Genomic DNA, 21,547 nt, shown 5'->3' with positions numbered 1-21,547 from the left:
TTGAAGGAGGAAGAATTATGTTGAATCAGGATCTCTTTGATTCGCTTGAGGCACAAAAAATTGTAGATACTTTGATGAAAGGGCAAAAAGATTATGTAGATGAACGTATAGAAAAAAGAGAGACCATGATAGTGTCGAATGGTTATGCATGGACGCGACCTAATCATATTGATACTGCATTTGCATCAGCAGATTTGTTTGAGTATAAATTAAAATTAGCAGGACAGACTTGGGGATATTTAGAATTTGAAACAAATACAGAAAAATATGGGAAAGTATTGTTAATTATAAAGGGTAAGAAGCGACTTACGAACCAATTTCCTTTGGTACAAAAAAATAAGAGTGGCTACTTATTTGAATATGCTCAGATGAATACACTTTATCTTAATCAACATTCTTCCTATAAAAATGATGAAGATAGTCATTCTTTTCCAATTCAGATGGAGTTAGTTTCTGATGAAATGATTCAAGAAATTGAACAAGCTACTAAAAATTCGAATATCGAAAAATTTATGATTTTAACTTATGAGGCGGACTTAGAAAACAATATTATATCTGTAGATGTTGTTATGCCTGATGCACGAACTGGTCAGTTACACTTGATTCAAGATTTGTCTGAGTATATTCAATCAAGTTCGTACCATTTCGAAGAAGCTAAATATCAAAATATTCCTAATTTTTCAGAATTATCGGAAACAGAAGATTTTGAAATTATTCCAAGAATAGAAAAACAAGAAGGTCAAAAGTAGTAAGGAGTATGTAAATGTTTAATGGTCGGGTATTGAAAGAATTACGGCTGTTAAATGGTTTAAGTAGAGCAGAATTAGCTCAGAGAATTGATTTAACGGAACAAGCCATTTGGCAGTTTGAGTCCAACGAAACGAAACCTAAATTATCAACCAAAATGCATTTGGCCAACCAATTTCATGTTGATTTAACTTATTTTGAACAAGAAGAAGAAAGTATTCGATTTGATTCTTCTGTAATTGCCTTTAGAAATGCAGACCTAGCAACACGGAAAACAATAGATATTCAAACTATGTATTTACATAAGGTAGATAGTTTGATTGATTATTTTGAAAGTTTTGTAATTATACCTAATATTACAATTCATGACCTAAGTAATGTAGTGAGTGAATCTTATCATAAGGGAGAATCCATTGAGGAATTGGCTCTTTATGCCAGGGAAAAATTAGGTATTTCAAAAGATAATCATGATTTGCTTTATAAATTAGAACGTTCAGGCATCTATATCGTGGAACGATTAATTAATGGCCAAGCTGATGCTTATAGCGCATGGTCAAAATTGGGAAGACCTTATATTGTGTTGGGAACGAATAAATCATCTGTACGTCGAAATTTTGACTTAGCTCATGAGCTAGGACATATTCTTTTACACAAATATAAAGATATGAATGAAGATGGCGATCGTTTGGAGCAAGAAGCAAATTATTTTGCATCATGTTTTTTATTGCCAAAAGAAGAGTTTTTAGTCAAATTTGAAGAGAGGGTTGGCAAGCGTGTCAGCAATCCTGATAGTTATATTTTATTGAAGTCGGATTTGAATGTTTCGATACAGGCTTTAGAGTATCGAGCTTTTAAGTTAGGATTATTGACTCCAAAGCAACATTCTTACTTTTATCGTCAAATTGCGCAAAAAGGTTACAAAATGATAGAACCTCTGGATGATCAAATTTTTGTTAAAAAACCAAGCAAAGTAAAGAGTATTCTGGACGTCGTTTTGAGTAATCATCTAGTCAGTCTAGCGACTATAATGTCTAAACAAAGTATTCGTTTACAGTTTATAAGCGAAATATTTTCAGTCGAAATGAAATTTTTTGATCAGTATCAAGAAGATAAAAGAACGGATCGATTTGATAACATCATTCCTTTGTATAAAAGAAATAATTTATAATTTAACTGTGAAATAATTTCATGAAGGACATATGGCAGAAATTGGACTTTATCAAACAAGCAGTAGCTTACCAAAAATAATCACACAAGTAGCGAGTAAGAGGAAAGGCACAAAAGGAAGTCTTTCCTTTTTCTTTTGCAGGAGAAAGGCTAGGATGCCCGTCGCCGAAGCAAACTGAATCAAGATCAGTAATTCTGTTGCGCTAAAGACGATAGCACAAGAAGCTAAAAAGAGAAAATCCCCTGCGCCCATGCGGATATCGATAAAATGAGCCACAATTCCAAGTACAAGGAAGAAGACCATGACTAGATTCCAGCCAGAGCAGGCCATTAGGATTATATGAAAAGTCATCCAGACCAGTAAGGGATATTCCTGATGGCGAAAGTCGTAGATGCCCAAGGTCAAACCAGCAGTGATTAGGATGACTTGACCCAAGGAAAGAAAGCTCCAAGACCAGGACAGAAATAGGAGCCCTAAGCCTAGTTCAAAAAGGGCATACCAGACAGGATAAGTAGCCTTGCAGTAGCGACAGCGAAAGCGATTAAAAACCTGCGAGAGAATCGGAATCAAATCTAAGGGCCGCAAGCGAGTCTGACAGGAATCACAATGACTAGCTGGAAAGATAATAGATTGCTCTGGAAAGCGGTCAATGACCAAACCAAGAAAGGAAGCGAGAATGCTCCCAACAAGAAAAAAATAAAAATCAATCATACTTATCTATTCGTAAAAAATGGGAGAAGTAGTATAATGGAGAAACATAGATAAGATGGTGAGGCAAAGATGATAATTCGTTTTGAAGAAAAGGTGAGTACAGAAAACGCTCAGCTCGTATGCAAATGGTCCAACTCTCTTGGCAAATCCTTTCAAGAACAATGGATGGGAACAATGATTCCTTTTCCCTTGACAATTCAAGTTTTGCAAGAGTTGGAAGGAATCTTTTCAATCTTTGATGGACAAGAGTTTGTGGGACTTATCCAGAAAATCAGGCTAGAAGGCAGGAATCTTCATATTGGAAGATTTTTTATCAATCCCGAGAAACAGGGGCAGGGCTTAGGTAGCCAGGTTTTCAGGAAATTTGTTAGTTTGGCCTTTGAAAATGGAGACATAGACAGTATTTCTCTAAATGTCTTCGAAGCAAATCAAGCAGCCCAGCACCTTTATCAAAAAGAAGGATTTGAAATCGTTCAAATGGTTGAAACACCTGTACGAAAATACATCATGAAAAAGGGGAGATAGGAGTTTAATTACAAATATAAAGAAAGCGAACAAAACAGAATTCTGATTTTCAGAAAACAGGTTTGTTCGCTTTTTATGATATACTCCCTCTTTTTAGCCTATTTATTAAATGTAATAGAAAATTAGGAATGTAGAATTGTATGATACAAACAAAGTGCAATAGCTGAGTGTGCAGCTGTAAAATCATTATAAGGTTCAATAATAACTTCAGGTAGGCGATTATAGAGCAATTTGGGTTTGTAGTTCATTTCACTATATAGTTTTTGGATGATGTGCTGATTTGTTAGTAAAGGACTATGTAGGTAGATTTTTTGAGAGTCAATCATCATACTGATATTTAAAATGGTTTGACTAAGATAGAGTAAGGCTTGATGGATAAGTGTGATTATTCCAGTGTCACCTAATTGATAAGCGGTTAAAATAACTTGGATATCAATATCATCGGCATTTTTGACTAAGCTAGGAAGTAAAGAATAGGTAGATTGATGATATAGAATTTTTGATTTTTTGATTAACCAAGATTCTCCAGCAAAAGTTTGTAAGCATCCCTTGCGCCCGCAACTACATTCTTCTCCCTCAGATGAAACAACTGTATGCCCTATTTCTCCAATCATTAGATTTCCTTTCCCATAAATGTTCCCGTCGTAGATATAAGAACAGTGCATACCTCTAGCAAAATGAAAATAAGCAAAATTAGGGTCATTCTGTTGGCGGCTAAATAGGCGTTTACCTATAGCCATACAGTTAACATTGTTAGAGAAAAACAAAGGCTTATCAAAGTGAGATTGAATCATTTCTAAGTCGATATGTTGCCATAAAGGATTGTTTGTTGTTATTTTATAATCATCTAAATAGCGACCAGGTAGCGCAATTCCAATTGCTTCTATTGCATAATCAGAGCAGTTATTTAAGAATTGCTTTAGTGTCTGGCTAATGAGTTGATTCCCCTTTTCTTGGATTAACTGTTTAGTAACAATTTCTTTCTCTTCTTTTAAGATGTTTCCTAGATTATCTCCTAAAGAAAAAGTAAAGTGTTTTTCAGATAGTTCACAACCAATGTAGTAAAATCGTTTAGCTTGAATATCTAGCAGGATTTTTTTTCTTCCTACACTTGTATCGTGTTCGTCTTCACCAAGTTCTAAGAGAATGTTTTCTTTAATCAACTCATTTGTGATACTGCTGGTTGTTGCAGGTGTTATTCCTGTTTTTGTAGCAATTTCAATTCGTGAAATGGGGCCTAATGTATAAATTGTCTCCAGTATTTTAGCTCTTAGTTGTAATTGTTTCTTAGATAAGGTCATATTAGTTGTCTTTCTAGTTGTCAGATTTTTAAAATCTTATGATTTTTTGTTATGGAAAAATGTAGATGTTAATCTTTTTAAGCTTTTTAAGCTTTTCATTACCTACAAGTCTCTTTTTATTATATATTGATAATAAAAAATAATCAAATGTTTACACAAATCCTTGACAAGGCTTTCTTATAGTTGTAAAATATAAATAACAAAAGATAATCAAATAACAACTTGACGTCAAAAAATAAAGCTAATTGATAACTTTTGATAATAAAATATATTTAAGAGGAAGTGCAACGGAAAATAATGGAAAGTAATTCACAAGATAGAAAATAGAGTAGTATGTGATGATAGGGGTTCTTGCTAACAATGATATAGAGCCTAGTTGTTACGAAAATATTTCAATCAGTTGGAGGATTGAGAATGAAACGTTTAATTAGTGCAAATCCATCTGAGATATTAGAGATGAATGCTGAAGAATTAAAACAAAGTATTTTAGCAAGTGAAGGTAGAGTTGTTCTATCTGAAAATGTAGCCACTCGTGAGACATTTGTTGGAGATATCACTAATTCTGAAATTGCTAGAGCTTTTGGAGCTGACATGATTTTATTGAATTGTGTTGATGTTTTTGAGCCTAAAATTTATGCTTTGGATAGTTCAGGTGATGATGTTATTCATCGCTTACACCAGCTCGTTGCTTGCCCAATTGGTGTAAATTTGGAACCGATTGACCCATCTGCAAAGATGCTAGAGGAAACACAGGAAATTGTTGCAGGTCGTGTTGCAAACAGAGATACCTTTAAGAGGATTGAAGAACTTGGGTTTGATTTTGTTTGTCTGACTGGAAATCCAGGTACAGGAGTTAGCAATCAAGAGATTATCAAAGCAGTTCAATCTGCTAAAGAGAATTTCTCAGGTTTGATTATAGCTGGTAAAATGCACGGCGCTGGTGTAAAGGAACCTGTCGCGGATATTTCCGTTGCGGAGCAGTTGCTTGAAGCAGGTGCAGATGTGATTTTGGTTCCAGCTGTTGGGACAGTTCCTTCTTTTAACGATGAAGAATTACGCGCAGTGGTAGATTTAGTTCACAGTAAAGGTGGGCTAGTACTGAGTGCTATTGGGACTAGCCAAGAAACATCTGATACGGAGACAATTAGGGAAATAGCGCTGAGAAATAAAATTTGTGGAGTTGATATTCAACATATAGGTGACGCAGGATATGGGGGACTGGCAACAGTCGAGAATATTTATGCATTGAGCAAGGCAATTAGAGGAGTGAGACATACAGTATCTCGCTTGGCTAGGTCAGTAAATAGGTGATAAAGGAGTAAGCTATGGCTAAAGTAACAATTATGTTAGCATGTGCAGCAGGTATGAGTACAAGTCTGCTAGTGACAAAGATGCAAAAGGCAGCAGAAGATAAGGGGTTGGATGCAGAAATTTTTGCAGTTCCAGCTCCTGAAGCAGAAGAAATTGTAGCAACAAAGGAAGTAAATGTGTTGCTTTTAGGCCCTCAAGTTCGCTATTTACTAGGGGACTTTCAAGAAAAACTAAAAGATAGACAGATTCCTGTGGCGGTTATTCCGATGACAGATTACGGAATGATGAATGGTTCTAAAGTCTTAGATTTAGCTGAAAGTTTATTAGACTAAGATTGAGGAGAATGCTATGAATGAAAGTAATTTAGAATCTGTAATGGGGCTAATTATGTATGGTGGGGAAGCCAAAAGTAATGCTATGGAGGCTATTCAGGCAGCAAAAAAAGCTGATTTCTCAAAAGCCAATCAAAGATTAGCTGATGCGAATGCTGCCTTATTACAGGCGCATAAAGCTCAAACAGAAATGTTGACAAGAGAGGCACAGGGGGAAGAAACTTCAATTAGCCTCTTGATGGTACACGCGCAAGATCATTTAATGACGAGTCTGACCTTTGTTGACTTAGCAAAAGAAGTGGTAGAAGTGTACAAACGATTTGAAAAAAATTAGGAGTTTGGTATGAATACAATGTTGGATAAAATGCAAGAAAAACTTTCTCCAATTGCAATGAAAGTTGGGAATCAGAAGTTTTTAGTTGCTTTACGTGATTCATTTGTGGGGACTATGCCTGTTATTATGACAGGTTCCATTGCTTTGTTATTAAATGCTTTTCTAGTGGATTTACCACAACAATTTCACTTAGAAAGTATTACGAAAACCTTTCAGTGGCTTGTTGACATCAATAATTTGGTATTCAAGGGAAGTATACCAATTGTTTCATTGTTGTTCATCTATTGCTTGGGAGTGAATATCGCTAAGATTTACAAGGTTGATACAGTTTCTGCTGGTTTGGTATCACTTGCCTCGTTTGTCATTTCGATTGGAAGTACAGTTACAAAGAGTTTCCCTTTGGCAAATGTAGGAGATGTGAAATTAGATCAAATCCTACAAGGAATTGATAATCTAGCATTTGATGGTAAAAATCTGATGGTAACTATTGGGAATGTGATTCCAGGAAACCATATCAATGCTAGAGGCTACTTTACAGCCATGATGATTGGATTTTTAGCCTCTATTATTTTCTGTAAAGTAATGAAAAAGAACTGGGTAATCAAGTTACCAGATTCAGTTCCCCCTGCGATTGCTAAGCCGTTCACTTCTATCATTCCAGGATTTATGGCGATGTATATAGTAGCCATCTTGACTTATGTTTTCCATTTACTTAGCAATGACTTATTGATTGATTGGGTTTACAAGGTGTTACAAACGCCATTACTAGGTTTGTCTCAAAGTTTCTTTGCAGTTATTCTGATGATCTTTTTGAATAAGTTATTCTGGTTTTTTGGTCTCCATGGAGGAAATGTATTGGCTCCCATCATGGAAGGGCTATTTGGAGTTGCTATGTTAGCGAACTTGGATGCTTTCCAAAAAGGTGAACCGATTCCTTATATATGGACAAGTGGATCTTTTGGGGCGTTTGTCTGGTTTGGAGGATTAGGATTAGTACTTGCTATTTTAATTTTTTCAAGAAACAGTCATTATCGAAAAGTTGCCAAACTTGGTCTAGCACCAGTTCTGTTTAATATTGGTGAGCCGGTCAATTATGGTTTACCAGTTGTCTTGAATCCTTTGCTATTTATACCATTTGTACTTAGCCCAGTTTTCATGGCAACGGTAGCTTACTGGGCAACAAGCTGGGGTCTTGTTTCACCTGTTACGCAAAATGTTACTTGGGTAATGCCACCAATTTTATATGGTTTCTTCTCTACAGCATTTGATTGGCGTGCCATCATCTTATCAGTTGTTTGTTTGATTATTAGTGTCTTGACTTATTTCCCATTTGTGAAAATGGCAGATAAAACTGAATTGAGTTAAGGGTCTTACTTGCGTTTTTTGTGATAAAATAGAAATAGATTACGTGTAAGATGAGTTAGGTGTAGGATTTCTTATCTCCACTAAAATTGTTATTAGACAAAGGTTTATAGTCTGTTGAAGTTAGAATAGTACACTGTAACTTCTAAAACAGTGCTAGAAAATGATTTGAATTTTCTAATCGATTTAGTCATATTTTAGTTCATTTTTCTATAAAACATAACAAGAATGTTATCGCTTTATATAGAAAGATTGATATAGAAAGGGGTGCAGTAAAGGTAGATATCTTCTTGTGCCTCTTTTGCCATATTAGAAAGGAGATTTTATGGTTCAGACAAAACAGCCAAATATTATTTTGATTGTTGTAGATCAAATGAGAGCAGACGCCTTATCCTTGAATAGTAAGGATAAGCTAGTTAGCACTCCAACATTAGATATGATGGCTAGTGTAGGTTATAATTTTGAAAATGCCTATTCTCCAGTTCCTTCTTGCGTTCCTGCTAGGGCAGCTTTATTGACTGGCTTAGACCAAGATAAAAGTGGACGTGTTGGTTATCAAGATGAGGTGCCTTGGAATTTTACTAATACTCTTCCAAAAGTCTTTAAAGATATGGGTTATCAAACAGAGTGTATTGGTAAGATGCATGTTTTTCCTTCCAGACAGAGACTTGGGTTTGATCATGTCTTGCTTCACGATGGGTATCTACATGTTGATAGAAAGTATGACAAGGCTTATGGAAGTCAATTTGATTATGCTAGTGACTATCTAGCCTTTTTAAAGGGTAAAGTTGGTTATGATGTTGATTTGATTGATGACGGAATGGATTGTAATTCTTGGGAAGCTAGACCTTGGGATAAAGATGAGAAGTTACATCCAACAAACTGGGTTGTGAGTGAGTCCATTTCATTTTTACAAAGAAGAGATCCAACGGTTCCTTTTTTTCTCAAAATGTCTTTTGAAAAACCACATGCTCCATTAAATCCCCCAAAATACTATTTTGATATGTATATGGAACGCTTGCCTCAATTTCTCGATTTGCATATTGGGAATTGGGAAGTATTAGAAAAGCAAATTCCGTCTATTTATGCTTTAAGAGGGAAATTAAAGGAAGATGATCAAAGAAGAATGGTTGCTGCTTATTTTGGATTGATTACTCATATAGACCATCAAATTAGTCGCTTTTTGACTGCCCTAAAAGAATTTCGTCATGATAAAGATACGATTATCTGGTTCGTTTCGGATCATGGGGATCAGCTTGGTGAACATTATCTGTTTAGAAAGGGATATCCTTATCAAGGAAGTATCCACATTCCTTCGTTCATTTACGATCCGGCTGGATTGATAGCTGGTAATAGGGGAACAATCAAGCAATTAGTGAAAATCCAAGATATTTTTCCTTCACTCGTGGATTTGGCAGGAGGAACTACTACAGATGAACTAGATGGACGGAGTGTTAAGAATTTATTATTTGGACAGTACGAGGGGTGGCGAACAGAATTTCATGGTGAACATGCTTTAGGAAAAGATTCTAGTCAATATATCTTGACAGACCAGTGGAAATTTATCTGGTTTCCTGTTTTAAATCATTATCAGTTATTTGATATGAAAAAAGATCCGCATGAAATGAATGATTTGTATCCAAGTGAAAAATACCAACCTATGGTTCGTCAAATGAAGAAAAAATTAGTAGACTTTCTTAGATATAGAGAAGAAGGTTTTGTTGTGGATGAAGAGTTAGTTCCTGTTGAACTATCTAAAATAACACCCACTCTAACGAAAACGGGGGATACTTAATCATGAAGATGAAAAAAATCAAGGGTGGGACATTTATGATGGGAACAAATTCTGAAGAGGGCTTTTTAGATGATTTTGAAGGTCCTCAAGTCGCTGTTAGTGTAAAGGATTTCTCCATTGCGGATACTCCAGTTACGAATCAAGAATTTGCTCAATTTGTGAAAGAAACAGGCTATAAAACACTAGCTGAGCGACAAGAGTGGTCTTTTGTTTTTATATTGTTCGTTCCAGAGGCAGAAAGGGAGGGATATCCTCATCCTGCTGGGGCTCCGTGGTGGTTACAAGTTCCGAACGCTTGCTGGAAACATCCCTACGGTGAGAACAGTAATCTAGTGGGTTTAGAAGACCATCCAGTAGTTCATGTTGCTTTAGAAGATGCATTGGCTTTCTGTAATTGGAGCGGAATGTCTTTACCGACTGAAGCACAGTGGGAATATGCTGCTAGAGGAGGAAGACAATCTGAATATCCTTGGGGAGATACTCTTTTAGAAGGTGGATATTATCATGCCAATACTTGGCAAGGAAGATTTCCTTATGAAAATACTGCTTTAGATGGATTTATAGGAACGGCTCCTGTCTATGAATTTTTACCTAATGATTTTGGTCTATATCAAATGATTGGGAATGTTTGGGAATGGTGTCGCAATCCGAGATATACCTTATTAGCTAGTTTTAATGAAGATGACTATGAGTTGCCAAAATATGGGATACAAGAGGAGGAGTATGCTATCAGAGGAGGTTCCTTTTTATGTCATTGTTCTTATTGTAATCGATACCGAGTAGCTGCTAGAAATGGATGTATTTCTACTTCAACTAGTAGCCATCTAGGTTTTAGATGTTTGAAAGAATAGGATGGACTTAAAAAGTGGTTGAGATTATTTATTTTCTAATCATTATAATAGCTAGTGGATTGGGTTCTATATCAGGCATGGGTGGTGGAATTATAATTAAGCCACTTATGGATAGTTTTGGATACCATTCGGTCAGTGATATTGCTTTTTATTCTAGTTTCTCTGTTTTTATAATGGCGATTATTTCAACAATCAAAAGATTTTCACAAAGTAAAGAGATAAAATGGAGATTGATTTTTACGGTATCCTCTTCTTCTGTTTTAGGAGGATTTCTAGGTCATCTTATTTTTCAAGTTCTGTTATCTCAATTATCAGTACGGCTAGTATTCATTGTTCAAATGATTTTACTATTTGTGATGCTACTTGTATCATTTGTTTTAGCAGATTTTAAAAAAACTTATCAATTTGATAAGATAGGATTCTATATGATTTGTGGTCTTCTATTGGGCTTGATTTCTAGTTTTTTAGGGATTGGTGGTGGTCCGCTCAATGTATCTTTATTGATGGTGTTTTTTTCTATTTCGATAAAAGAAGCAACGATGTATTCTCTTGCAATTATTTTCTTTTCCCAGTTGTCTCATTTGGCTACAATTGTTGTGGTTACAGGTTTAAATCAGTATCATTTAGCACCTGTTCCAGTTATTTTTCTTGCTTCTATATGCGGAGGGGTATTGGGGACGGTTGTATCAAAAGTCTTACCTGAAAATTGGGTAAGATACTGTTTTAAAGGGATGTTATTCTTTGTCATGGGAATAACTTTATATAATTTATTTCATATTTTGTAAGGTCAGTGTGAAAATATTTAAATAGACTTCCTGTAAAAACTGGATTTAACGCCCTCTATTTGTCAAATTAAGCTAGACAGTCTTACCAACTCAGAAAATACCTGATGAGGTGTTTGGTATCCAAGGGATTTAGGTGGGATGTGATTTCTTGAGGCTGGGAAAAAAGTCTTTAAAATTAAAAAACGTATAATATCAGGTGTTGAAACTTTGATATTATGCGTTTTATTGTGGGAATATTTATTTCATTTTCCTGAAATTGAGTTTTTGCCCAGCCTAAAATTCTTGACTGACTTTGTTGAAATCTGTCTACTTTGGCAAGTCATGACACCTTAAAAGTCTATTTGAATGTTCGTTGAGACACCGCTGTCTTGGACATCCTAGATTCGCAAAAAAGCTCTCACTATCGTGCTGATTGGAAATATCTTTCCATTTTGAAAACTCTTTTCCCCAGTCAAATGTAATAGATTTAAAGAGGTTCACTAGAAATTGTGCTAGCCACCCTTGGATGGATTCTGCCACATATTTTGCCTTACGACTCTTGGTCTTCAAACTGACAATCAATTGACTATACCTGTTCGCTTACAAATAGGAGAGAACTTTTTACGAAAATCTAATGAATATGCCATAAGAACATTATACCGCAACGTGTACTATTTTTGGTTCATTTTACTATAGAAACTATTGAAGCACCTGTACGAAAATACATCATGAAAAAGGGGAGATAGGAAACAAATAAAGGCTTTTCCTGTTTTATGTAGATGTTCACACATGAAAATTGAAAGAATTTTAGAAAGCTGATTGGAGTGATTTTATTCATGATAGGAAAAAGGATCTGGTCAAAAATGATTGAGAAATAGTTGCTTAAAAAGCGTTTGCATGATACTATATATTGAAAGGAGGTGATAATATGGTAGAACAAAGAAAATCAATTACCATGAAAGATGTTGCTTTAGAAGCAGGAGTTAGTGTTGGAACAGTTTCACGTGTGATTAATAAAGAAAAAGGCATTAAAGAAGTAACTTTAAGGAAAGTTCAAAGGGCTATAAAAACATTGGACTATATCCCTGATAATTATGCTCGAGGTATGAAAAAGAATAGAACAGAAACTATCGCTTTGATTATTCCGAGCATATGGCATCCATTTTTCTCGGAGTTTGCCTATCATGTTGAGAAAGAGTTATTAAAATATAATTATAAATTATTTATTTGTAACGCTGATAGCGATTCACAAAATGAAATCGAATATATCGAAATGTTGAAACAAAATAAAGTGGATGGAATTATTGGTATTACATATTCTGATATTGACAAATATATTTTATCCGATTTACCGTTTGTAAGTATAGATAGACATTTTTCGGAAAATGTATGCTATGTTACTTCAGCAAATTACAAAGGAGGACAAACTGCAGCAGAGGAACTGGTTAGAAGGGATAATAAGCACCTTGCTTTTATTGGTTCAATTAATATGTATGAGAATGAGACTATACTCAGAAGTAAAGGATTCAGAGAAAAAGCTAAGGAATTAGGAGTAGATGTCTATAATTTTGAAATGAAAGAACCTTTAATAAATCCTGAAAATCAGATAAGAGTTTTTTTGCAATCTCATAAAGAAATTGATGGTATATTTACAATAAATGATATGATGGCTCTGAGAGTTATTAGTGTTATGAAAGAACTGGGGAAAATAGCACCTGATGATTACCAGATAATTGGGTTTGATGGTTTAAAAACTTCTGTCGATCAATCTTATCTAGTGTCTACAATAGTTCAAGATATTGGTATGATGGCAAAAGAATCTGTTGCAATGATACTGAAAATGATTAAGCGAGAAGAGATTCTAGAAAAACGAATCGTAATTCCCACATATTTTTGGGGAGATAAAACAACAAAAAAAATTTAAAAAGCGCTTGACAATTAATGAAAGCGCTGTTATAATATAATCAACAAATGAAACGTTTCAAAAAGGAGGAAAATAATGCGTAAAGGTACAATGTTATCTGTTGTTGCGGGGCTATCGTTAGCTATACTTGCAGGTTGTAGTGGAGGAACTAACTCAAAACAAGCTAGTTCTTCAAATGATATTAAAGTCTGGGTACAATTCTCTGACGAAACCAATGAAGGAAAAGCTTGGCAAAAAGTTGTTGACAACTTTAATCAATCAGGAAAAAGTAAGTACAAAGTTGTAACTGAGTATATTCCTCGTAGTGGTAGTGGTGGAGGATATGAAGACAAGGTTAATGCTGCTATCACGACTAATAGTCTTCCAGATGTTATTACCCTTGATGGACCAAATACGGCAGCTTATGCAAAATCTAAAGTGATTACTCCGCTAGATGATTATCTAAAAGATAATAATATGGATGATGTTTTGGACAGTATTAAACAACAAGGAACTTATGATGGCAAATTCTATGCATTTGGATTTTCTGAATCGAATGTTGGTGTTTATTACAACAAAAAAATGTTCAAAGAGGCCGGAATTGCGGAATCAGAGCTTCCAACGCTAGAAAAGCCATGGACATGGGATGAATTTAATACGATTGCTAAAAAATTGAAAGATCATTATAACAAACCGGCAATTGATTTTCGTATTAATTCAAACGATGAAATGTTACCATATGCTTATATGCCGTTGATTTGGTCAAATAATGGTTCTGTTGTAAACGAAGATGGAACAAAGGCAGAAGGATACTTCAACTCAAAAGAGAGTGTAGAAGCAGTTCAATTCATTCAAAATCTTGTAAAAGAAGGTTATACAACTGTTAGTCCAGTCGAAAAAGGTTTTGAAACAGGAGAGTATCCAATGCTTTTGAGTGGTTCTTGGACGATTGCTGACATGAATACAAACTACAAAGATATTGATTTTGGTATCCTTCCTTACCCAGTATCTAGTAAGACGAAAAAATTAGTATCCCCTTCAGGTAGTTGGCAATTAGCTGTTACGACAAAATCTGATAAAAAAGAGGCAGCATCTGAATTTGTTAAATTTGCTACAAATACAGAATCAAGTGAAATTATTAGCTTGGGGAATTCGGTCCTTCCGATTCGTAAATCTACAATTGAAAATATCAAAGATAAAGTGTCCGAACCAATGCGTTTCTTGATGGAACAAAATTCAAAAACAGCTCATGCTCGCCCAGTTGTCGTAGCATATCCTCAGGTTTCTAGAGCTTTTCAACAAGCGATGCAAGATATCAGCTATTATGAAGAAAATCCAAATGTGCAAAAAGTCTTGGATACTCGTACAAAAGAAATGCAAACTGCTATTGATCAGTCACTCAAATAATCTGTAAAAAAGAAGGTGGAAGGAAAATGTTTGGAACTACCTTCCCCTTTCTTGTTAATAGCCTAGTTTGATATATATGATTAAAGGAGATGGATATGAGTAAAGAAACTGTTGTGGATACAAAAAGACGTGAAAAAATAAAGGATAACATACTAGGTTATAGTTTTTTAGCTCCAGCTTTAATTTTATTAGGTATCTTTTTAGTAATTCCAGTTGGAATGGTCATTTATTACGCTTTTACAGATTATTATTTGTTGACACCAGATGAAAGAAAATTTGTTGGACTTGAAAATTTTATTCGATTAACAAAAGATCCGATTTTCTTAAAGAGCTTCTTGAATACTTTGAAATTTGTTGTTTGGATTATTCCAGTTCAATTGGGAGCGGCCTTAGGAATGGCTTTGATTGTTAATAAAAAGCGCAAAGGGAATATGTTTTTTAAAGTGGCTTTTTTTGCTCCAGTTGTCATGTCCTTGGTAGTTATTTCTATTCTTTGGCTTTATCTTTTAAATCCAAATAGTGGCTTATTAAATGCTATTTTAAATAAGGTAGGTATTGCTTCTCAACCTTTCTTGACTAGTCCTAAACAAGCTATGTATGCAATTGTTTTTGTTTCTGCTTGGCAGGGTGCAGGTTATCAGATGCTTTTATTTTTAGGAGGAATGCAGAATATTCCACAAGATGTCTATGAAGCTGCTGAATTAGATGGATTCTCAAAATGGGCTCAGTTTCGTTATATCACGATGCCCCTACTAAAACCAACAGCCCTGTTTGTATTGTTAACAACTTTAATTTCTGCTTTTAAGCTAATTGTACAACCAATGGTTATGACGCAAGGTGGGCCATTAAACTCAACAATTACTATGGTGTACTATATTTATCAACAAGGTTTTACTGATCGTCTTGTAGGATATTCTAGCTCAATCGCTTTAGTATTTACAACGTTAATTGGTATGATTAGCTTAGTGCAACGTCGCGTTCTGAAGGAGGATGACTAAGATGAAACGATTTAAACCAACAACAATCTTAGAATATATTCTGTTAACCCTATTGGCAGGACTCTTCCTTTTTCCTATGGTTTGGATGGTAGTTTCAGCCATGAAGCCAGAAGCGGATGTTTATAAAAATTTAACTAGTTGGCAAGCCTTCTTACCAAGTTTAAATCCCGCTGATTGGTTTAAACCTTATCAGGAAGTATTTGAGCGATTTAGTATTTTTACCTATCTAGGGAACAGCATTTTTTATGCTGGAACGTTTGCTATTGGTTCTATTATTGTCAATGCACTGGCCGGTTTCGCTTTTGCAAAAGTCAATTTTTCAGGTAAGAAAATTTTATTTGGTTTCTTACTTGCTTTACTTATTATTCCAGTAGAAACTGTGTTAATTCCACAATTTACCATTATCAATTCCTTAGGTTTGGTCAATAATCGTCTTGCAGTTATTATTCCAGGATTGGCGAGTGTATTTAATATTTACTTATTTAGGAATTTCTTTATTGCAATTCCAGAAGAGATTCTTGAGTCTGCAAAGATGGACGGAGCAAGTATCGTTAGAATTTTCTTTAGAATTATGCTTCCAATGTCTAAACCTGCAGTTGCTACAGTTGGTGTTTTATCATTTATTTCAAGCTGGAATGATTATATCTGGCCATTGATGGTTTTGACAGATTCTTCTAAATTTTCAATGCAGGTTGCAATTACAACTATTAATACAACTCAACCAGTTTATATCAATCAGGTAATGGCTGTATTAACTATTTCAACGATTCCGTTGATTTTGGTCTATGTAGTCGCTCAGAAATATATTGTTCAAGGTCTGGGTGGTTCCGGAACTGGAATAAAATAGGATATACTTATGATAAATAAAACATTTACAGTAGAAAAAGCCAATCGTTTTATAGCAGAAAATAAACATCTCGTTAATACTCAATATAAGCCTGAAGAACATTTTTCAGCTGAGATTGGTTGGATCAATGATCCAAATGGATTTGTCTATTTTTGTGGAGAATACCATCTCTTTTATCAATTCTATCCTTATGATAGTGTTTGGGGACCTATGCACTGGGGTCATGCTAAAAGTAAGGACTTGGTGACTTGGGAGCACTTGCCGGTGGCACTTGCTCCTGACCAAGATTATGACCGAAATGGTTGTTTCTCAGGCTCTGCCATTGTCAAGGATGATCGCCTCTGGCTCATGTATACTGGGCATATCGAAGAAGAAACTGGTGTCCGCCAAGTGCAAAATATGGCATTTTCAGACGACGGGATTCACTTTGAAAAGATTGAACAAAATCCAGTTGCAACTGGAGCAGACTTGCCAGATGAGTTGATTGCTGCTGATTTCCGTGATCCAAAACTCTTTGAAAAAGATGGACGCTATTACTCCGTAGTAGCTGCCAAACACAAGGATAATGTGGGCTGTATCGTTCTACTAGGGTCCGATAACCTAGTAGAATGGCAGTTCGAATCTATCTTTTTAAAAGGTGTGGAACATCAAGGTTTTATGTGGGAATGCCCAGATTACTTTGAGTTAGATGGGAAGGATTGCCTTATTATGTCACCCATGCGTTATCAGCGTGAGGGAGACTCATATCATAACATCAACTCATCGGTTTTGTTCACGGGTAAGGTAGATTGGGGAGAAAAACGTTTTATCCCAGAATCAGTTCAAGAAATTGATCATGGTCAAGACTTCTATGCTCCACAAACATTGTTGGACGATCAAAATCGTCGTATCCTGATTGCTTGGATGCAGACATGGGGGCGTACCCTTCCAACCCATGACCAAGAACACAAATGGGCTGGTGTCATGACTGTTCCTAGAATTCTAAGATTGGAAGATGGCAAACTAAGACAATTCCCTGTTAAAAAAGGCCAATATCAAATCCAAATAGATAAAGATTGTCAATACCATTTAGGAAATGATACAGATTATCTTGAATTTGGTTATGACAGTAATGCGCAGCAAGTTTACATTGATCGTAACCATCTTGTTCAAAAAATTCTAGGTGAAGAAGAACAGGATACTAGTCGACGGTATGTAGATATTGAAGCTAAAGAATTGGAAGTTGTTCTAGATAAAAATTCCATAGAGATTTTTGTCAATCAAGGTGAAGCAAGCTTGACTGCAACTTATTACCTAACAGTGCCAGCTGAGCTATCACGAATCGATTAAAAATTAAGTAACTTCTCCTAAAGAAAAATCTCTTTCTATAAATGTTGAAAGAGATTTTTTTGTTTGATTAGATAGTAGAAAAGGCGAAAAGATGCTTATATACTTGAGGAGGAAGCCGTTTGAGACAAGAAAAAAAGCCTTGATGTTAAGGCTTTTCCTGTTGTATTTAGATGCCCCCTACAGTCGATTTAGAGTTCAAATAAGTAAAAATGAGTAACAAAAATATTGATAAATCAAGGTTTTGCCACTCTCTAAATTGCCTGTAAAAATAAAAGGTAGAACAAAAGTAGAACATTTTTTATCTTATTTCTTTAAGGATAAGTATCAAGGCATCTAAAACTCGGGAGCGTTGTTCAGTTGGAAGAGTTTTTAATTCATCAACAAGTAGAGAAATTTTGGGGTCTTCTTCTTTTAATTGTATATCAAAGAATGTATCTAAATCTACTTCTAAGGCTTCCATTACTTTCTCTAGCGTTTGAATCTTTAAGTTAGTTGAAAGATTTTCTAATTTGTAGATATAATTAGTACCCAAATCAGCCATCTCTTCTAGTTGTTCTTGAGTATATCCTCTTTCTAAGCGCAATAGACGGATTCTTTTAGAGATGTAATCTTGAAGATTGGTTTTGTTATTTGTCATGTAGTACCTCGCTACTTACATGATACAGTCAAAATGGTACAAATTTTAGACTTTTTAAAGTTATTTTACACATAAATAACCTTTAAAGGTTGCTTTGTGGTATAATAAGTTTATAAAGAAAAAAGAGGAAACAATATGAAAAAATCAACAATCGCAATGACAGCAGCCGCAGCTGCTACAGTTTCTCTATTTAACACAGTAGGCGCAGAAGAAGTCGCTCCAAAACCAGTGAATGTGGAAGCACCAAAGGCGGAAGTTGTGGAAACAACTGCTTCTGCGGTAGCGACAAAAGAAGAAGTTGCTACAAAAGAAGCAGAAGCTAAAAAAGCGGATCAAGCTGTAGCGGAAGCCACACAGGCGATAAAAGACGCCAAGCGTGCTACAAATGAAGCAGATTCTCTTGTCAATGAGAAAACAGAAGCTGTGAAAAAAGCAGAGGATTTTGCGAAAAAGGCAAGCCCAGCAGTTATTACAGAAGCTGAGAAAGCAGTTACTAAGGCAGAAGCAGAAGTTCCTGCGAAAGCAGAAGCGGTTAAAAATGCAGAAACAAAAGCTACAGAAGCAAACCAAGCGGTATCTGCACAAGAAGCAGTTGTAGCAGAAAAAGAAGCTACTCAAGCTACAAAAGAAAAAGCACTTACAAGTGCCACAGAAGCGGTTCAAATCGCCACAGACGCTGTTAATGGCAAAGGTTTGGAAAATGCCAAGGAAGCCCAAAAAGAAGCCGTAGAAGCCGAAAAAACAAGCAAACAAGCGCAAACAGATGCAGAAACTGCTCTTAAAGAAGCAGAAACAGCAAATCAAGCTACAAAAGCGCAAATTGAAGAAACAAAGGCAGAGATTGCTACAAAAACTCAAGCGGTATCGGATGCCAAAGCAGAACAAGAAAAGGCAGACAAAGCAGTAACAGGCCTAACTGCTGAGTATAACCAAGCGGTATCTGCTTTGAAAGCTATTCAAAATACAAAACAAGGTACAATTACTTTAGCTCCTAAGTTTATTGAAGCTGTAAAAGCTCGTGTAGCTCTCTTGAAAGCAGTTGAAAATGGAGAATACAACGATCGTTTAGATGAAGTTCCTGTTAAGTTTAAAGAAACTCGTGCAGAAATTCTGAAAACTCAATTGGAAAATGCTCAAATCAATCATTTTGTACCTGTAGAATCTGATTCTAAAGATACTAAGAAATATGATTTGAATAATCTACCAGAAGATTTTAAACGTGATTTGACTCTCTATGCAGCAGACCTAACAAATCAAATGCGTCGTCAACTTGGTTTGTCTGATGTGAAAGTGACTGAGGATTCATTCCATTTTGCAGATAAAATTGCACGTGAATACGAAAAAGATGGTGTTACCCCTGAGTTGCTAGATAGCTACCGTGCTAAGAAAAATGGTCATGGACACTATGCTATCGGTATCAATAAAGTTGCTAAAGAGTATGGTTTGAATGATGGCATGTCTGAAACTGACCGTAAAGAGGGAGAAGGTCGAGGGCTTCAAAGTTATGAGAATTCAGTAAACTTTATTGAAACTAATCCTAAGAAGAAGTCTGAATTAGAATACTTAACTAAGTCAGAAATTCGTACTAAACTCTATGAGTCTTTGGTTATGTTTGTATCTACAGAAAATGATTATGGACATACTCGTGGTACACTTGGTTTTGAAAAAGGTGACACTACTCTTTATTACGGAGGTTTTGGTGCTAGTCAAGTAGCAGGTATGTATACTTTGCACACAGTACCGGGTATCCCAGAAACATTCATGGCTAACTCAACTTTTAGTCGTACAGAAGTGGAAAATCCATATACTAAAGCTAGAGACACAGATAGTGTTAAAAAAGCTGAGGCTTTGGTAGCTACTAAAAAAGCAGAAAAAGCACAAGCAGAACAAACTCTTAAAACTGCTAACCAAACTGTAGCTGAAGCAGAGACTGCATTGCAAACTGCAAACTCAAACTTGAAAGCACAAGAAGCTAAGTTGGTAGATACAGTAGCCTTGAAACAAGCTCTTCAATCTGCTACAACCACTCATAATCAAGCCGTAGTCGCTCTTTCAAATGCCAATGCCTTGGTTGCTACCTTGTCTGCTACAAAGGCAGATAAAGAAGCGAAGTTGGCAGAGTTGAAAGCAACTGCAAAACAAGCAGAGAAAGAATTTAACCAAGCAAAAGAAGAAACCAAAGCAGAGAAAGCAACTCTTTCTTCTCTTCAAGCAAAAGCAGAAGAAGCTACTCAAGCGGTATCTGTTGCCAAAGAAGCACTTAACCAAGCAAAAGCACAAGTTGTTTCTTCAAAAGAGTTGGTTCAAGATTTGAAAGTTGCTGTCAAAGAGCTTGAAACTCGCAAGGCAGAGTTGAAAGATGCAGAAGAAGCGCTCAAAGAAGCAAAAGCAAACCAAACAACTGCACAAGAAGCACTTGAAGCAAAAGAAAAAGTAGCCAAAGAAGCGCATAAGGCTTATGCAGTAGCAAAAGCAAGTTATGAAGCAGAGCAAGCTCGTCTTCAAGCAGAAGAGTTGAAGAAACATCCTGTAACAGAAAAGGGTATCCCTGAAGTCCGTCCAGCTCTTCCAGAGTACGTACTTCCAACAACTCCATCTGTTCCTAGCGTTCCTGTAGCTCCTGTAGCTCCTGTTCTTCCAACAACTCCACGTGTTGAAGTTCCTGTTGTAAATAACAATGGTGGGGTGTTTGGCCAAGATAAAGCCAAAGTAGATGTAGTTGCCAAACAAAAAACGGAAACTAAGACTGCAAAAGATTCTCAGACTGGTAACTGGATTGAGACAGCTGGTCGCTGGTGGTATCAGCATGAAGATGGTTCATACACTACTAATGGTTGGGAACTAATCAAGGGTACATGGTATTACTTTGACAATACAGGCTGGATGCAAACTGGCTGGGTCAAAACTGGTGGCTCATGGTATTACTTGAATGAAACAGGTTCACTGGCTACAGGCTGGGTCAAAGACAATGGCACATGGTACTATCTTAAAGATAGCGGTAAAATGGCTACTGGTTGGGTAAAAGATAATGATACATGGTATTACCTTGATAGCGCTGGAACTATGAAAACAGGCTGGTTTACAGTTTCTGGTAAATGGTACTATGCCTATAGCTCAGGAGCTTTGGCAGTGAATACTACTACACCAGATGGCTATACGGTCAATGCCAATGGTGAGTGGGTATAAAGACAAAATTGTAATAATAAAAAGAGAGAGCGATTGCTC

Annotated in this window: 19 protein-coding genes; 16 read left to right on the top strand and 3 right to left on the bottom strand. The window is 35.9% G+C overall.

Annotated elements, in window-relative coordinates; genetic code table 11:
* The first annotated feature begins 17 nt into the window (after positions 1-17).
* Together HT728_RS00620 and HT728_RS00615 are read left to right on the top strand one after the other, a co-directional pair.
* On the top strand, positions 18-749 hold the full coding sequence (locus HT728_RS00620; RefSeq protein WP_173213102.1) for a hypothetical protein: 732 nt from the start codon (positions 18-20) through the stop codon (positions 747-749).
* Between the two features lie 14 nt (positions 750-763).
* Positions 764-1,915 (top strand): XRE family transcriptional regulator, encoded by a 1,152-nt coding sequence (locus tag HT728_RS00615; protein WP_130886591.1) that lies wholly within the window; start codon positions 764-766, stop codon positions 1,913-1,915.
* A gap of 51 nt (positions 1,916-1,966) precedes the next feature.
* Here the strand turns inward: HT728_RS00615 and HT728_RS00610 are convergent, their stop codons facing one another.
* On the bottom strand, positions 1,967-2,626 hold the full coding sequence (locus HT728_RS00610; RefSeq protein WP_173213100.1) for an A24 family peptidase: 660 nt from the start codon (positions 2,624-2,626) through the stop codon (positions 1,967-1,969).
* Positions 2,627-2,695: 69 nt separating this feature from the next.
* Between HT728_RS00610 and HT728_RS00605 the strand changes: the two genes are divergently transcribed.
* A complete protein-coding gene (locus tag HT728_RS00605; RefSeq protein WP_173233217.1) occupies positions 2,696-3,151 on the top strand; it encodes a GNAT family N-acetyltransferase in 456 nt (151 codons plus the stop codon).
* A gap of 122 nt (positions 3,152-3,273) precedes the next feature.
* On the opposite strand, the gene HT728_RS00600 is transcribed toward HT728_RS00605, so the two are convergent.
* The gene (locus HT728_RS00600; protein ID WP_173233215.1) at positions 3,274-4,452 is read right to left on the bottom strand and encodes an ROK family transcriptional regulator; all 1,179 of its coding nucleotides are present in this window, start codon (positions 4,450-4,452) and stop codon (positions 3,274-3,276) included.
* Between the two features lie 414 nt (positions 4,453-4,866).
* On the opposite strand from HT728_RS00600, the gene HT728_RS00595 reads away from it, so the two are divergent.
* The 12 genes from HT728_RS00595 to HT728_RS00540 all read left to right on the top strand — a co-directional run bounded on the left by HT728_RS00595 (position 4,867) and on the right by HT728_RS00540 (position 17,685).
* On the top strand, positions 4,867-5,763 hold the full coding sequence (locus HT728_RS00595) for a haloacid dehalogenase-like hydrolase (RefSeq protein ID WP_173233213.1): 897 nt from the start codon (positions 4,867-4,869) through the stop codon (positions 5,761-5,763).
* Between the two features lie 14 nt (positions 5,764-5,777).
* Entirely contained in the window at positions 5,778-6,095 is a 318-nt protein-coding gene (locus HT728_RS00590) for a PTS sugar transporter subunit IIB (protein ID WP_001151646.1), read from the top strand.
* 16 nt (positions 6,096-6,111) lie between these two features.
* Entirely contained in the window at positions 6,112-6,429 is a 318-nt protein-coding gene (locus HT728_RS00585; protein ID WP_173233210.1) for a PTS lactose/cellobiose transporter subunit IIA, read from the top strand.
* Positions 6,430-6,438: 9 nt separating this feature from the next.
* Positions 6,439-7,794, top strand: coding sequence for a PTS sugar transporter subunit IIC (locus tag HT728_RS00580; protein ID WP_001094994.1), 1,356 nt, complete (start codon positions 6,439-6,441; stop codon positions 7,792-7,794).
* A 322-nt stretch (positions 7,795-8,116) separates the two neighbouring features.
* A complete protein-coding gene (locus tag HT728_RS00575; protein ID WP_173233208.1) occupies positions 8,117-9,586 on the top strand; it encodes an arylsulfatase in 1,470 nt (489 codons plus the stop codon).
* Between the two features lie 2 nt (positions 9,587-9,588).
* The gene (locus tag HT728_RS00570) at positions 9,589-10,437 is read left to right on the top strand and encodes a formylglycine-generating enzyme family protein (protein WP_088788311.1); all 849 of its coding nucleotides are present in this window, start codon (positions 9,589-9,591) and stop codon (positions 10,435-10,437) included.
* Positions 10,438-10,451: 14 nt separating this feature from the next.
* Complete coding sequence (locus HT728_RS00565) at positions 10,452-11,222, top strand: TSUP family transporter (RefSeq protein WP_173233206.1); 771 nt, start codon at positions 10,452-10,454, stop codon at positions 11,220-11,222.
* A gap of 907 nt (positions 11,223-12,129) precedes the next feature.
* A complete protein-coding gene (locus tag HT728_RS00560; protein ID WP_173233204.1) occupies positions 12,130-13,125 on the top strand; it encodes a LacI family DNA-binding transcriptional regulator in 996 nt (331 codons plus the stop codon).
* A gap of 75 nt (positions 13,126-13,200) precedes the next feature.
* Complete coding sequence (locus HT728_RS00555) at positions 13,201-14,511, top strand: sugar ABC transporter substrate-binding protein (RefSeq protein ID WP_060628702.1); 1,311 nt, start codon at positions 13,201-13,203, stop codon at positions 14,509-14,511.
* A 95-nt stretch (positions 14,512-14,606) separates the two neighbouring features.
* Complete coding sequence (locus HT728_RS00550; RefSeq protein ID WP_000032532.1) at positions 14,607-15,509, top strand: sugar ABC transporter permease; 903 nt, start codon at positions 14,607-14,609, stop codon at positions 15,507-15,509.
* A gap of 1 nt (position 15,510) precedes the next feature.
* Complete coding sequence (locus tag HT728_RS00545) at positions 15,511-16,356, top strand: carbohydrate ABC transporter permease (RefSeq protein WP_000819520.1); 846 nt, start codon at positions 15,511-15,513, stop codon at positions 16,354-16,356.
* Positions 16,357-16,365: 9 nt separating this feature from the next.
* On the top strand, positions 16,366-17,685 hold the full coding sequence (locus HT728_RS00540; RefSeq protein WP_173233202.1) for a glycoside hydrolase family 32 protein: 1,320 nt from the start codon (positions 16,366-16,368) through the stop codon (positions 17,683-17,685).
* 298 nt (positions 17,686-17,983) lie between these two features.
* Here the strand turns inward: HT728_RS00540 and HT728_RS00535 are convergent, their stop codons facing one another.
* Positions 17,984-18,322 carry a helix-turn-helix transcriptional regulator gene (locus HT728_RS00535; RefSeq protein WP_173233200.1) on the bottom strand — a complete coding sequence of 113 codons (339 nt, stop codon included), beginning with the start codon at positions 18,320-18,322 and terminating at the stop codon, positions 17,984-17,986.
* Positions 18,323-18,457: 135 nt separating this feature from the next.
* Here HT728_RS00535 and HT728_RS10715 point away from each other — a divergent pair, with 135 nt between their 5' ends.
* Positions 18,458-21,508 carry an SEC10/PgrA surface exclusion domain-containing protein gene (locus HT728_RS10715; protein ID WP_173233198.1) on the top strand — a complete coding sequence of 1,017 codons (3,051 nt, stop codon included), beginning with the start codon at positions 18,458-18,460 and terminating at the stop codon, positions 21,506-21,508.
* Positions 21,509-21,547: the final 39 nt, after the last annotated feature.

It is taken from the genome of Streptococcus sp. 544, from assembly GCF_013277385.1.
Classification (GTDB): Bacteria; Bacillota; Bacilli; order Lactobacillales; family Streptococcaceae; genus Streptococcus; species Streptococcus mitis_BA.
The sequence above is the reverse complement of the archived record's forward strand: the minus strand, read 5'-3'. Positions and strand labels throughout refer to the sequence as shown.